The sequence below is a fragment of the Paracoccus sp. SCSIO 75233 genome (genome assembly GCF_027912675.1).
GTDB lineage: Bacteria > Pseudomonadota > Alphaproteobacteria > Rhodobacterales > Rhodobacteraceae > Paracoccus.
The window spans coordinates 1,955,854-1,969,150 of record NZ_CP115757.1 but is presented as its reverse complement, the minus strand read 5'-3'; the positions used below and the strand labels follow the sequence as shown (position 1 = coordinate 1,969,150).

Sequence of the window (13,297 nt, the reverse complement as noted above, 5' to 3'; positions counted from 1 at the left end):
CGGCTTTGACCTTCGCCCATGCGGCTTTCATGATTTCGGACTTGTTGAACATGGCGGGGTTTTCCTATCGTTTGTGATAGATTATCTATACTTAAAGATAGATTGTCTCGCAATAGATTTTCTATCTTATCTGATAGATTATCTATAGGTGAGAGATGAACGGCGAACAAATAAGAGCGGCGCGAGTGCTGGCAGGCATGACGGCGCAGGACTTGGCAGAATCGGCGGGCGTGAGTTATCCAACCGTTCAACGGCTGGATGCTACGCGCGGGCCAATTTCAGCGCGGCATGATACAGTCGAAGCCATCCGCAAAGCCCTTGAATCCCGTGGCATCCAGTTTCTTGAAAACGGACAGGTTCCCGCCGGGCGGGGTGTGGCGTTGAAGGGGGAAGGTGAATGATACGACTGTCTCTAGCAGCTTTTTTGTTAGCCACTTTTGTGACCCAAGCCGCTGGCCAAGGCATACAGATGAACGTAACATTTTCCTGCGCAGACTGGTCAACTATGTCTGGCAATCGTGCCGCGTTCATTCAAGGCAACTTCTTAGGCCTGCTGGACGGACTTGCCCTCGGTCACGGTCGGGACTTCTGGTTAGAGCCATACCCAATAGATGCCGCGCAGGCCTCTTATTGGATGGATCAGTATTGCGAAGGTAATCCCCTAAACTACATCGTCACGGGCGCTTATACTTTGATGGAGGAGAGGCTGGGAAAAGGGTGGAATGTGCCCACTATACCCGCCGAATGATGGCCATCAGATATGCACCGTTTCTTGGGGCTTCGCCCCCCTTTTTCATTTCAGCGCGACCGCAAAGATTTATCGGCGGCCATAACGCGCGAGGGCAAGGCATATCTCGACAACCCCAGCGCCGGGGATATGCGGAAGTAAGCCCGCGCGACTAGATCGGCTCAGCCTCTAATCTAAGCGCCCCATCCGGCAACGGGCGTTGCATGTCCTTCGCGGGCGTTCCGTCCATCCATGCCTCCCATTCGTCGCGCTGCGTCAGGATTACCGGCATTGCCTTCGGATGAACCGCCTTTACCTCTGCGTTCGGTTCGCAGGTCAGGAAGGCGAACAGGTCATCTGTGGTTTCGCCGTCCTTCACCTTGCGCACTGACGTCCAGTCGCGAATTTCGATACCGGCAAAGAACATCGGCCCAACTTCGGCAGAGGCAAACCACTGGTTGCCCTTTCCCTTGCCTAACGGCTCTGCAAATGACGTGACTGGCACAAGGCAGCGATTGCCCTTGTCCAGCCAGCGCCGCCAATGGGGCGACGACAGATTGCGCACGTTCGTCACGCCGGGGTCACGTTCGGTTTTCAGGACATTCGGCGGTGACGGCATCCCCCAGCGGGCTTTGACAAGTTCCAGCCCATCAGATCCGTGCCGGATGATTGCGCCCATCTGGTCTGGATAGACACGTCCCGGTTCAAGGTTACCCGCTTTGTCATTCAGACCATCGAAAAGCTGGCGCATCGCCTCTTGCGCGGTCGTGTTTGAATAGAGATTGCACATGCGGTCATGCCTTTTCGTCGCGCCACTTCCAGCGAACAACCTGCCGAACCGGACGCCGGACAGTCAAGCCCTCGGCAAGTTCGGTGGCACTCGGCATTGTCCAGCGCAAGTCGATATAATCGCGCGTCCTGCAACGGGAACAAGGAAAGGGTGGAACATGGGCTTGATGATGCGGACCAAGGACTTTGACCAGATCGGCAGCCCAGAAGCGCACGACTCTGCCACAGAGATTGCAGCGCATAATCATAAGCAGCCCAGATGCGGCTTTTTCGTCCAGTCTGGGATTGCGAAACGGATTCGCGGAAGGTCGTGGTGAAGGCATGGCGAATCGATGATGTTCAGAAGAACATTATAGCAACATCTATCTTCGTGTCAGGCAATTTTACGGCGCGGAAAAAGCGGGTCGGATCGGCTTGCCTCTCCGTCGAGAAAGCCGAACTTTTTATAGACGAAAAATCCCGCCTTTTTACGGCGTCCGAAAATCAGGCCGGCGGATATCACCCCATGCGCCTTGAATTCGGTTGACTGTTTATCAAACGATGCGGCCCGCCTGCATCACAGGTTTTGACAGGTTCGCGCTGGCCGGTTGAACCTATACATTTGTCAACATTTTGATTTCACCCCATGCAGTGCGGCCAGCACCTTGGGGTAATCTTAGGGTTCCTGCCGGGCTTCACGTTCCTGCCTGACCTTCGCCCATCTGCGGCGCTGGGCTTCGCGGATGCGCTCGATGCCTTCCGGGGTTCTGGCACCCGTGCTTTTGCCACCGTGAAACTTGCAGCGGTTCTTTCCGGGTTCCGATTTCATCCGGCAGGGCGTCCCCTTGCGAGTCTTGGCACCACAGATAACACGCCGGGTTGCGGCACGTTCTGCTTCGCGTTCCGCCCGTCGCGCCTGTTCTGCCATGAGCCGTGCGAAAAACCCAACTTCCGGCATTGCGGCTCTTTTGGATAACACCCCATCCCGCGCACGCGCATTATTGTGCCGAAATTGGGCCAAGTCCCAGCGCAGCGCATCGGCCATGCACTCAACAGCCCAGCCGTGCGGGTTAATCTGAAGCTTGCCTTCCCAATACTGCACCGCCGTGCGGCCTATACCGGCAGCCTTGGCAAGCTGGCGCTGCGTCCAGCCCTTTGCCTGCCGCCGGGCTTTCAGGTCCAGGCCCAGCGGCCAATGTTCGCGGCTCATACTGCACCCCCTGCAAAGCCTTCCAGCCGCCGGGCTATGGCTTCGGCAACCGCCTGCTGCCCGGCCTGCGTTGCGGCCTGCCATTCGTCCAGCGCGTCGGCATCATCCACGTATTTCAGGATTGCGTCCCGGCAGAGTTGACGGCCTGCGGCGGGGCGGATGACAAGGGCGTTCGCCTCCACCTTCCGCGCCCCGAATTGCGCCAGATAGTCCTGCACATAGGATTTCGCGAAGTCGGGATGCCGGGGATTGTCCAGCCGCGCCCCGCTGCCGGTCTCAAGGTTCTCAATCCATGTCAGCCCGTTTGCGGCGATGAAATCCGCGTTCAGTCCGAACCTGTCAATGACAAGCCGGTCGGGCGTCCAGCCGGTCGCCCCGGACAGATCCGCAAGGTTCTTGCGCAGGAAATCCGAGATACGCAGCCCCGCCGGGTCGTGGTCGCCCGCGTAAAGCAGAATGCACCGCTTGCCCTCGGCTTCCCGCTCGGCAAACCGCTGCATCATGGCTGCCCGTGAATTAATGTCAGCATTGCCCCGCGCGTTCGCCAGCGGTATCGCATATTCGGCGCAGACGGGTGCGAACAAGGATTTCAGGTCAACCTTTTCCACCAGCATCTGAACATAGCAGGTCTGATAGTCCCAGAAGGACGCGGGATTGTAATGCAGATGCGCCTTGCTGACATAGGACAGCACGGCTGCGGCCTCATCATCCGGTGACGTGCGGTCGATGCGCTCAAGGTTTACAAAAGCGCGTGCATCATCCTCGATACAGATATTCAGCGGCAGTTCGCCGGACTTTCGGCAATCGCTGATAAGCTTCTGCGCCGCGTCGAAGTCGCCTTTATCCAGCCCGTGCTCTTCAAGGATATAGCACCAGCCCCGCGAACCGATGCTGAAATCAAGGCTTGCCCTGATTTGCAGAATAGCGGCACAGAACGCAGCGCGGGCCTCGGCATATTCGGCAGCCTTGGCCGGGGATAGCCTGCCACGCGGGCGACGGGGAAAGGTCAGGGCGCTCATGCGTCACCCCCTTCCGCTTTCCAGCAGCGGACGTGAAGCGTTCGACCCTGCATATCGGTCATGCCGACCAGCCAGTCAGCTTTCCGGCAAATCGCACAGGTCGCCGGATGCGTCGGCAGCACCCGCACCGGCCTGCCGTCGCTGTCCAGCTTAGGGCGGTGCTTGGACAGATGGACGACTGCACCGGGCGGATAGTCCAGCCGTGAAGGGGAAGGTGCCGGGGCGCCGGCGGGCGCTGAAATCTCGGCCTGTTGCCCCGCTAAATCCGCTAAATCCGCTAATTGGGAAGGCTGTTTAGCGGGATTAGCGGGATTAGCAGGCTCATCTGCCAGAACTTCGGCCAATGCCGCCTGAACATCAAAGAGCATGGTTCGCCCCCTTCACGATGAAATAGGCTTCCTTGCGGGCGGCACCCCTTATGACCTCGCCAGCAGGTATCGGCACAAGCCATCCGAATTGCGCCAAGGTCGCCAGCACTGACTTCGCAGTTTTGGTTTCGCGAAGGCTGTTCGGTCCCATCTGGACAACATCACCCGGTAGAATTTCGGGGTGCGGCCAGCTTTCCAGCAACCAGCGGCGCAGCATCTCGGCGCGTTCGGTTTCCTGCGATACATTTCCCGCCTCGGCCAGCCGTCGCGCCTCGCCAAGATAGAAATCTGCCAGTGTCATGCCCCAGCCCATCGCCTCGGGCGCGACTTCCGGCGCGTCCAGATTGGCCCAGAGGGTGAGCACCCCGGCAATGCGAGCGGCCTGTTCAGCGGACTTGCTGGCATAGGCACGAACATGTTCCATTTCGCCGCCCTTGGCCTGCGCTTTCTCGACAGCTTCATAAAAGCGCCAGAGCAATTCCTTGGCCTTGAAGGATAGCGGCAGCCGCATCGGCGTCAGTTCCTGGGGATTGTCCCCGGTCGGCATTGGGGTCGACATGATTGCGGCCAACCGGGACGTGAAGGCGGCAATCGCGGATTCGCTGTTCAGGTCATGCCCCCTGCGCAGGCGGGTGCCGATCAGGCTGGGCGGTTCGGTAATCAGGAAGCGCGCCAGAAACCCCTGACCGGATGCCTGCGGATCGGCCAGCAGCGGGCGGGCGGCTATCTGCTGGGCCATAAGGTGCATGGACAGCCTGCGCCCCGGATAGTTCGTCACCCCGTCGCCGGAACGGATGCGGTTGACCGTGTCACCATTCCAGAGTTGCGACAGGCCGGAAATCGTCTTGAGCCGGTTATCGCTGTTCATGGCGTGACCGCCGATAAATCCGCCTGCCTCATCACTGAACAAGCCCAGCGCCGGACGCCCTTTCTGATAGAGCCTTAGCAGCCCCTCGAATGTCGGTTCCTGCGCCGTGACATTCGGCAGAAGCGGCGGCTGCGGTTCCGGCCCTAGAGCGCGCAAGTCAGCCTCTGCCCCGGTTGATTTCATCTTGTCGTGCCCGGCGGCTTCACCCAGCATGCGCTTGCGCTTGCCTGCCCAGATTTCGCGGGCTGTCTCATGCTCGGCAAGTTCATCACGATAGGTCTTTGCCGCTTCGCGTTCATGGTCGCGAATCCCGCTCATCAAGAGCCGGTCGCAGCGTGACTTGCGTTCACCGCTTTCGGCAATGGTCAGGCAGAACAGCGATACCGGCGCGTCACCACCCAGCGTTTCGACATCAGCAAAACCCTGAACGGCCAGCGCGGCGATGGACAGAGCCGATTGCGCGGCAATGCCGACCGGGGCTTGCGATATGTCCTGCACCGCTTCCACTGCGGCTTGCAGCGGTCCCAGGGCGTGAGTGGGATAGGCTTCACCGGCAGGGATTTCGCGCAAGAGCGGTTGCGGCCCTTCGGAAACGAACGGGATAGGTTCGGGCATGTTCATCAGGCTGCCCCTTTCATTTGCAGAATGTCATTCCAGTCCCGGCCTTCCGGGGCAGGTAAAAGGCTGACGGTCCAGCCCAGCGCTGTTGCGCGTTCGGCCAGTCTGTTCGCGGCTTCCCGGCCCGCTGTGTCACCATCGCTGGCGATGGTCAGACGTTGCGGCTTGTCGGGCAGGTGCAGCGCGGCAATGCCGGGGGCAGACAGAGCCGCCCAGACCGTCGCAGGGCGACGGATAAGCCCGCTGGAAAGACTCAAGGCGGTTGCTATACCCTCTGCCACCACAAGCGGCCCTGGCTCGTCACAGACGCAGACCGCGCCCCCGGCGGTTTTCCCGAGCATCGCCTTATTCGGGGTAAGGTCTGCTTTGCCGTCGCCGTCCGGGCGCAGATAGGTCCGATGCACTGCGAAACGCGGCAGTCCATCCACGCGGGCAATCATTGCCGGGGCGCGCTGGGCAGTTGCCCCATGCCAGCATTCTGGATGAAAGCGCAGGCTATCCGGCAGGTCGCAGGTGATGCCGCGATTGCGCAGATAGGTTTCCGCAATGGTGCTGCCGATCGGTTGTGCCTCACGCCAGACGGACAGCGCCTGCTTCTCGCGCTTCGCGGCTTCGGCCCGTTCCTCGGCTTCACGGAGGGCGATTTCGGCAGGGTCCGGCGGGACAGGTCTGTCGTCCAATAATCCACGGTCTCGCAGGGCTTGCAGAATATCCGTGAAGGAACAGCCCGATTTGCAATTCAGCAGCAGCTTGCCATCGGTGCCATCGGCCAGCGACAGGCTGGGCCGATTGTCGCCGTGCGCAGGACAACAGGCAACCCCGTAGCGGCGATACCATTTGCCTTTCAGGGCGTGGGTCAGGGTTTGCGCGTCAGTCATGGCTCGCCCCCCATCGCTTCGCCGCTCACAGGGGCGTATTCGTCACCCTGCGGGCATTTCTCGCGGTATCGGACCAGCCGGATTGAGCGGGTGTCGCGTTCTTCCGTCGCAAGCGCCGCGAAGGCTGCCAGCGGCGCAGGCACGAAACAGAGTGTATCGCCGCGATAGACGTGAACCAATTCGGCGGGGTCCGCACCCTCTGCCAGCAATTTCCGGCAGAAGGGCAGCAGGGCGGGCTTAACGGGCAGATCAACGCGCATCGTCAGCCCCCCAGATGAAAGCGGCCAGCATTGCGGCGCGGTCAGCATCCAGTCCGTATCGGCTCATCAAAAGGGAAATGCGCAGGGCCATCATTGCGCACCGCCTTCCAGCCCATCGGCCAGAGATTTTGCGCTTGGCGGGAATTTCAGCCGTGAAATATCGGTGCCGGGTGTCAGGCGGTAATGTGCGATGTTTTCCGCGCCGCGATATTCGGTTTCTATCGGCCAACCGTATTGCTTTATCAGCTTGTGGCAGATTGCTGCCAGCCTCCATCCTCTGACTTCGCGGATTTCGGTTCGGGTGGATAACCAGCGTCCGCTCAACAGCGCGGCGCAAGCCCAATAAATTTGCGTCGTGCTGGAATACCAGCGTCCTGATTTTGTCATTTTCTGCTCAGCCTTTTCTTGCGGGGCTGGGCGTGAAACGGTAAGATGCAGCTACTCCAAGAGCCGCAAAAGATACCGCCCCCGCCATCGCCCGGCGGGGGGTCTGTTATGCGGCAGCCTGTTCGCGGCTATCCAACCAGTCGTCTATTGCGGCATCCGTCCAGCCAACTGCTTTTCCGGTCAGCTTGATCGGTTTCGGGAAATTGCCCTCAGCCATGAGGCGGTAAAGGGTGGACCGGCTCAGGCCGGTTATTTTCTCGACTTCGGGACGGCGATAGATTCGATGGGCCAATGTGGAACCCTCCAACATGTGTTGCGACATGCTGGGAAGATGGGCTAGGCAATTTGTGTCACGAATTACTTTCGATTACGAATCAAATTCTTGCTGCTAACAACCGGTTTTCTTTTTAGGTCCCGGTGTAGAAAGGCTGGGCCTCTGGCTGGTTGCCATTCGCCAAGTTTCTCGCCACGAGTCTGTGCCAAGGTGACCGGCCAGCTCCGACTTAATTTTGTCTCTCACAACCCGTTCACCTCTATCAAATCTTGCAATAATTTCACTTACAATTTCATTTGTGCCCTTACCTCGCTGTCCTTGCCTGTCTTCAGCGAAATACTCAGGAAAAGCACTATATGGAAAACCAGATTCGCTGGTGCCGCTGCCATCTTTAAAACATACAGCCCATCCAGAAAATTCTCTTATGATATGGAACCTTTCTTCATACTCATCGAATTGGCCACCTATAAGCTCTCTCATCCTTTCAGGCTGACGGATGCACCACGTCCGAAACGAAACAAAATACCCACTATCAACAACAGGCAGGAATTTTCTTGCCAATCCAGTTTCAAAGCCAACATCTATCAATCGAAGGAAGTCTTCATCTGGGTCCATAGGGTCCAGCTCTGTTAACCAAATTTCACCATTTCCGCCTAGAAAAAAGCTGTTTGCTGCCTTAAGCAGAATACCATCAGGCGAGCAAATGTACGCGGTCAACTGGTGGCATTGTATGCTGTTCCAAATTAGCTGATGGGGTTTCAAAGTATAGCTAATGAGGCATCTTTCGAAGAATTCTCCTTTTTGAGTATCTGTCAGATTTGCCGAATATTTTTTGAATTCATCATCCCTGCCATCAAACAATCTTTGCCGTATATGGTCTGCTAGGCTCAGTGCTGAGACATATCCTTCCGGTGCAAACATTCACCCATTCCTCACAACATTGCCGGTTTCCTGCGCCAGATACCCGGCCCATGCCTCGCCCAGCGCCCGCCGCTTTTCCATCAGGTCAGACCGCGCATAGGCCGCTTCCGCCTTATCCTTGATGACATGCGCCAGTGCCGCCTCCGATACTTCGCGCGGGAAGTTTGTGCGTTCCTGCGCCCATGTCTTGAAGGAAGTCCTGAACCCGTGAATATCCACGTCAAAGCCCTGTTCCCTGACCAGCTTTAACAGCGTGGCGTCTGACAGCGGCTTGCCCTTCACGGTGCCGGGGAAAATCAGCGCATCCGGGTCCGTATGTTCGCTCAGCGCCTTCGCCTGTTCCAGCACCTGCGCCGCGTCCAGAGAAAGAGGAACCGCATGGGGCTTTTTCGATTTCATGACGCTGCCGGGTCGGGTCCAGATCGGCCCGCCTTCCGCATCCCAATCTATCTGCCCCCAGCGGGCAAGCCTGACCTCTGCCGACCGGCTGGCCGTGAACAGCAGCAACTCGAACGCCAGCTTGGTTGACAGTCCGGCGTTGCTGTTGCGCACGGCATTCCTGCACTCGACAACCCGCTGATAGGGCAGGGCCTTGCGTTGCTGCTTTTCCTGCCGGTCTTTCGGCAGAGCCTCTGAAATTGCATCCGCCGGATTGTCCTGCCGCCATCCCTGCGCCACGGCCCATTTCAGAACCGTGCCGATGCGCTGCTTGACGCGCCGGGCGGTCTCGCGCTTTTCGTTCCAGATCGGGGAAAGCACGGCCAGCACGTCAGCCGCCGTCACGTCGCCAACCTTCACCCCACCGATACGCGGGAAGGCATAGGTTTCCAGAGTCGATATGAATTGCGCGGCATGTTTCTTGTTCCGCCATGTCGGGCTGTGAAGTTCATGAACCTTGCGGGCGGCTTCCTCGAAGGTCAGCACGGCCTGCGCCTCATGCTTGTCTCGCAACGGGTCGCCCCCGTCCCGAACGCGGCGCTTGTTCGCCAATGCTGCTTCACGGGCCTGTGCCAAAGTCACGACAGGTGGACTGCCCAGCCCCATTTCCCGGCGCTTGCCGCGAATAATGATGCGCTGAACCCAGAAGCGGGAACCGTTTGGTTTAACCAGAAGCAGAAGCCCCATGCCATTGCCGTCATGATACTTGCCGGGCTGGGCGACATTCTTGACGAAAGCGGCAGTCAAACCTGTTCCCGTCCTGTTCAGGTATCGCGACTCTCTCAACCGTTCCCCCAATCGTTCCACCTTCTAAAACAGGAATATGGGGGAACAGGCTGGAACGCGCAAGATTCATCAGGAACGATTCAGCAAATATATGCAGGATGTTGTCGGAACATCAGGGAAAGCGTTGGAATGCGCGGCTGCGGACTCACCGTCCGCCAGTCGCCCCTGCTAAACTGTTCTCTCGATCCGGCTGCGGGCTAATTTTTCCGTTGTTTTAGAGGGTTGTGCGGGAAGGGCTGAACACCGACCCGGCGACCAAGCATCCGCAAAATGTTCTCTCAAGGCTGATATTCTCTGAATCTGTTGACTACGTCGATTTGGTAAAATCCACGTAAGATATTGTAATTACGATTTTTATTCAGCGCCTGACTGAAGGATTCGACGTCAGTGGCTTTTGCCGCACGAACATAAATCGAACCATCGCCACTGCTCGCACACCAACCCGAACCAAAAAATTGATCTTCCAAGTGCTCCTTCCGCAATATTGCCTTTTGCAATGGAGTTGCTGAGCGGCCTGGCGGTGGTCTTACGAAACCCAAAAGTGGGCGCAAACAAGCCTGATGTGGTCTTGGCCCGAGGCTCGCGGATGCGAGATGTCGCGCTGCAGATTGAGCATGCCGATCATTCGTGAATGACGCAGCATGTCATTTACGGTCACTATACCGGCTCTGGCGAACCGACAACTGCGCGCCAAATTCTTGCTTGTCCTGCTGAGAACCAGACCTCTCTCTCTATGATCGGTGACCCGCAAAACCACAGAAGTCGTCGAACAAAAGGTCGCCTCCCATTTGGCCTCCCTTCAGCATGAGGCGCATCCGGTTCATTGCCTCGTTCTCATGGCGCCCGATGCAAATGCTCACGCCTGCCGAGATCTGGTGATGAAATTCGAGCGAATGGAACCCGAGGCCGGAACAGATTCTGCTTGAGGTGTCTCCGCCAGCGATTCCCAGATAGCCGATTTCTGCCTGTGCAAGGATCTGTGACAGGATCTCGACCGACTGATCGGCGAGTGCTGATGCAGAAAGCGAATAGCTTGCATCCGGGTCCAGTGAAACAAGCACCGGACGGTTGTGGGAGAGTTCGTCTACACATGCATCGATCAGGGAAACCGGATCACATATTTCGGCCGGCCCGGCACGCAAGGTGGGTCCCATCCTGAATGCCTCGACCTGGGCGCGGGTGATCGATGACCGGCTGCCAGCAAATAGAAGAATGCCGCGATGCATCGGCGGCGGCGCTTCAGGGGCCGACGCCGCGGCTGAGTTGTCGGTCAGCATCTCAGCGACAGAACTGGCACCGACAAGCAATTGTCGACCGCGCACCAAGTCAAGGATGTCTGCGATGCGGGCAAGGTCTCCCTGCTGCCCGACATCGAAGATCGTCGGCCCCGCCCGGAGCGTGGCGGCAACAGCCAAAGGCTCGGCCAGATCCGATGTTGTAATCAGATTGAGCGGCGCGAGACTTTGCGCCGCAAGATGCAGGCGCATGTCGGATTCCTGCATCGGTGTCACCGGATGCTGCGCCATGACCGGATGGCGGTCGATACGATGCACCTGCCCGTCTGGACCCTGCGCGAAAAGATGGCCGAAAGCGAGATACCGGCCAAGGCTCGGCTGCCCCCCTATCACTGCGGTAATATCGGGGCGAAAGCGGGACGCGAGCGCCTTGACCATAGCCCCAACCGAGCCGATGGTGGGCGAGGAATCAAAGGTCGAGCAGATTTTCAGGTGCAGCCGTGCCGGGTTCGCCGCTGCGATCAGTGGCCAGATCCGTTCTACCCCCGCTTCAATACCTGCTGGTGTTTCAGCCCGGAGATCCGTCGCGATGCCAAGTGCGTCCAACGGCTCCTCGACCGGAGCGTTCTCCCCGACCAGGAGGCGCGTGCGCCAGCCAGCCATTGCATAGCGCGCAAGACTATCGGAGGCACCGGTGAAATCATCGCCGACGAAGACCACCGGTACCGACATCAGCGGCTGCCGAAGAAGGCGAGTGCCGCTGCAAGGTTGGGATGCGTCTGCGCACCCTGTTCCAGAGACAAACCCGATTGCAGCACGTCATAGGCTTCACGCAGCGAGGCGATACCGGCCTCAGGCCCTTCAGGATGGGCCAATATGCCGCCGCCACACATAAACATCAGATCCGGGCCCTTCGCGGCCTCCAGCGTCGCGGGCAGCGTTCCCGCCCACTGGCCGGACGAAAAGGCGGGCATCACCTGATCTTCCGGACCATTTTCTGACAGCCGTGCCAGACAGGCGCGGGCGGCTGCGGTGACTTCTTGCGCTGTGTCAACGAACTTACCGCCGATGCCATGGACATGCATGTGGTCGATCCCGGCCAGCCGATAAAGCGCGTGATAGGGCTGAAAGCTCATGCCAAGCGAGGGATGCCGCGAAACAGCGCCGAAGCCATTGCGATGCGCGTGAATGGCAAGCGATGTGTGAGCGCGCAAGCTTTCCATGCCCGACAAACCGCACCAGTTGAGGCTGGCCATGACACATGACCCGCCCTCGGCCGCGACAAGATCGGCATGGCGACGCATGGCATCGGTCTCATCGGTGATATTGAAGGCCATCATCACCTGCCGCCCGCGCCGGTCCTGCCATTTGCGGATCACCGCCATGACGGCGGGCACACGTTCTGCAATAGGGGCGATGTCAGGATTGGCGCAAACCTCGTCATCCTTGATAAAATCGACGCCGGCCGCGCAAAGCCGGTCGACCAGTGTCGCGATATCATCGCTGCGCATCCCGACATTCGGCTTGATAATCGTACCAAAAATCGGGCGGCCCTGAACACCGGTGGCGGTACGGGTTCCCGAGACACCTAGAACGGGAAGGTGGTAGCGACTGCGATAGTCCGCCGGTATCGCGAGTCCTTCCAGCTTCAGCCCGGTAATTTCGCCGATATCATAAAGATTGCCAGACACAGTCGCGGCCAATGTCGGCAGGTTCTTCCCGATATTTCCGGGTGGAAACGCTATCCTGACACGCGCTCGTCGATAGGGCCCGCCGATCTTCTTGCGATCGAGATAGGCCGAGTGGAGCGAGGGCTGCGGCAACGTCTCCAGTTCTTCGACCGACAGCACCTCGGCGGCGGATCGGGCGCGCAATTCATCCGTCTCGCCAGCAACGCGAATGAAGGTGCCGCTGGATTGTTCCCCCGCCATCATGGCGGCGACATCTTCGGGTGACGCGGGGGTTTCCAACAGATATTCAGCGATAATCCGGTCCACTGGTTACTCCCCGGAAAGATCGGGAAAGGGGCGTACCGGGTCGGAGCCGTCCCAGCCGTTAGCTGCATCCCGGATCAGGTCGAACATGCGTCCCTTCGGACCCATGACCTCGGACAGTTCAATGCAGGTGCCGGGGTGATGTTCTTCGGCAAAATAGACGAAGCGTCCGTTCTTGCCGACAAAGCCGCTCATCTTCGGGGTGAAACCGCGATCAAGCATCATCTGCAGGTCGCGGTCGTAATCGCGTGTCCAGAACGCGACGTGCTGCAATCCACGCAGGCCCCGATCCTTGAAGTCGCGATACATCGACGGTGTATCGCTGCGAGTCTGGATCAGTTCGACCTGCATCTCGCCGGAATTCGCCAGCGCAACTGAATTGGTCACGTCATGGCGCTGCCCGTCATAGGTGTAATCCTGAATCGGCACGGCAGGGTTGTAGTACCAAGGGCCCACGCCCATTGTTTCGGACCAGTATTTCATGCCCGCCTCGATATCGTCGACAACATAGCCAAGCTGGCGGATCGGGCCAAGGAAGGTGCTCAT

18 protein-coding genes are annotated in these 13,297 nt (G+C 58.7%); 3 read left to right on the top strand and 15 right to left on the bottom strand.

Annotated elements, in window-relative coordinates; all coding sequences use genetic code 11:
• The first annotated feature begins 155 nt into the window (after window positions 1–155).
• Both PAF12_RS09515 and PAF12_RS09510 read left to right on the top strand, forming a co-directional pair.
• Window positions 156–401, top strand: a complete 246-nt coding sequence (locus tag PAF12_RS09515) for a helix-turn-helix domain-containing protein (protein ID WP_271106696.1) — start codon at window positions 156–158, stop codon at window positions 399–401.
• Window positions 398–748, top strand: a complete 351-nt coding sequence (locus PAF12_RS09510; protein WP_271106695.1) for a hypothetical protein — start codon at window positions 398–400, stop codon at window positions 746–748. Before PAF12_RS09515 ends, PAF12_RS09510 begins: the two co-directional genes overlap by 4 nt.
• Window positions 749–899: 151 nt before the next feature.
• On the opposite strand, the gene PAF12_RS09505 is transcribed toward PAF12_RS09510, so the two are convergent.
• On the bottom strand, window positions 900–1,517 hold the full coding sequence (locus PAF12_RS09505) for an SOS response-associated peptidase (RefSeq protein ID WP_271106694.1): 618 nt from the start codon (window positions 1,515–1,517) through the stop codon (window positions 900–902).
• A gap of 258 nt (window positions 1,518–1,775) precedes the next feature.
• Between PAF12_RS09505 and PAF12_RS09500 the strand changes: the two genes are divergently transcribed.
• Window positions 1,776–2,042 carry a hypothetical protein gene (locus tag PAF12_RS09500; protein ID WP_271106693.1) on the top strand — a complete coding sequence of 89 codons (267 nt, stop codon included), beginning with the start codon at window positions 1,776–1,778 and terminating at the stop codon, window positions 2,040–2,042.
• 129 nt (window positions 2,043–2,171) lie between these two features.
• Here the strand turns inward: PAF12_RS09500 and PAF12_RS09495 are convergent, their stop codons facing one another.
• The 14 genes from PAF12_RS09495 to PAF12_RS09430 form a co-directional block, all read right to left on the bottom strand.
• Window positions 2,172–2,705, bottom strand: a complete 534-nt coding sequence (locus PAF12_RS09495) for a helix-turn-helix transcriptional regulator (RefSeq protein ID WP_271106692.1) — start codon at window positions 2,703–2,705, stop codon at window positions 2,172–2,174.
• The gene (locus PAF12_RS09490; protein WP_271106691.1) at window positions 2,702–3,724 is read right to left on the bottom strand and encodes a hypothetical protein; all 1,023 of its coding nucleotides are present in this window, start codon (window positions 3,722–3,724) and stop codon (window positions 2,702–2,704) included. Before PAF12_RS09490 ends, PAF12_RS09495 begins: the two co-directional genes overlap by 4 nt.
• A complete protein-coding gene (locus PAF12_RS09485; RefSeq protein WP_271106690.1) occupies window positions 3,721–4,092 on the bottom strand; it encodes a hypothetical protein in 372 nt (123 codons plus the stop codon). The genes PAF12_RS09490 and PAF12_RS09485 overlap by 4 nt, the downstream gene beginning before the upstream one ends.
• Window positions 4,082–5,581, bottom strand: a complete 1,500-nt coding sequence (locus tag PAF12_RS09480) for a YfjI family protein (RefSeq protein WP_271106689.1) — start codon at window positions 5,579–5,581, stop codon at window positions 4,082–4,084. Before PAF12_RS09480 ends, PAF12_RS09485 begins: the two co-directional genes overlap by 11 nt.
• Entirely contained in the window at window positions 5,581–6,456 is an 876-nt protein-coding gene (locus PAF12_RS09475; protein ID WP_271106688.1) for a toprim domain-containing protein, read from the bottom strand. Before PAF12_RS09475 ends, PAF12_RS09480 begins: the two co-directional genes overlap by 1 nt.
• Window positions 6,453–6,716: a hypothetical protein gene (locus PAF12_RS09470; RefSeq protein ID WP_271106687.1), complete on the bottom strand. Its 264-nt coding sequence runs from the start codon at window positions 6,714–6,716 to the stop codon at window positions 6,453–6,455. The genes PAF12_RS09475 and PAF12_RS09470 overlap by 4 nt, the downstream gene beginning before the upstream one ends.
• 90 nt (window positions 6,717–6,806) lie before the next feature.
• Entirely contained in the window at window positions 6,807–7,103 is a 297-nt protein-coding gene (locus PAF12_RS09465; RefSeq protein WP_271106686.1) for a hypothetical protein, read from the bottom strand.
• Window positions 7,104–7,209: 106 nt separating this feature from the next.
• Window positions 7,210–7,413 carry an AlpA family transcriptional regulator gene (locus tag PAF12_RS09460; protein ID WP_271106685.1) on the bottom strand — a complete coding sequence of 68 codons (204 nt, stop codon included), beginning with the start codon at window positions 7,411–7,413 and terminating at the stop codon, window positions 7,210–7,212.
• Between the two features lie 78 nt (window positions 7,414–7,491).
• A complete protein-coding gene (locus PAF12_RS09455) occupies window positions 7,492–8,298 on the bottom strand; it encodes a hypothetical protein (protein ID WP_271106684.1) in 807 nt (268 codons plus the stop codon).
• A complete protein-coding gene (locus PAF12_RS09450; RefSeq protein WP_271106683.1) occupies window positions 8,299–9,483 on the bottom strand; it encodes an integrase arm-type DNA-binding domain-containing protein in 1,185 nt (394 codons plus the stop codon).
• Between the two features lie 317 nt (window positions 9,484–9,800).
• Window positions 9,801–9,989 (bottom strand): hypothetical protein, encoded by a 189-nt coding sequence (locus PAF12_RS09445; RefSeq protein ID WP_271106682.1) that lies wholly within the window; start codon window positions 9,987–9,989, stop codon window positions 9,801–9,803.
• A gap of 264 nt (window positions 9,990–10,253) precedes the next feature.
• Window positions 10,254–11,489, bottom strand: a complete 1,236-nt coding sequence (locus tag PAF12_RS09440) for a four-carbon acid sugar kinase family protein (RefSeq protein ID WP_271106681.1) — start codon at window positions 11,487–11,489, stop codon at window positions 10,254–10,256.
• On the bottom strand, window positions 11,489–12,754 hold the full coding sequence (locus tag PAF12_RS09435) for a RuBisCO large subunit C-terminal-like domain-containing protein (RefSeq protein WP_271106680.1): 1,266 nt from the start codon (window positions 12,752–12,754) through the stop codon (window positions 11,489–11,491). Before PAF12_RS09435 ends, PAF12_RS09440 begins: the two co-directional genes overlap by 1 nt.
• A 3-nt stretch (window positions 12,755–12,757) precedes the next feature.
• Window positions 12,758–13,297 (bottom strand): VOC family protein, encoded by a 540-nt coding sequence (locus PAF12_RS09430; RefSeq protein ID WP_271106679.1) that lies wholly within the window; start codon window positions 13,295–13,297, stop codon window positions 12,758–12,760.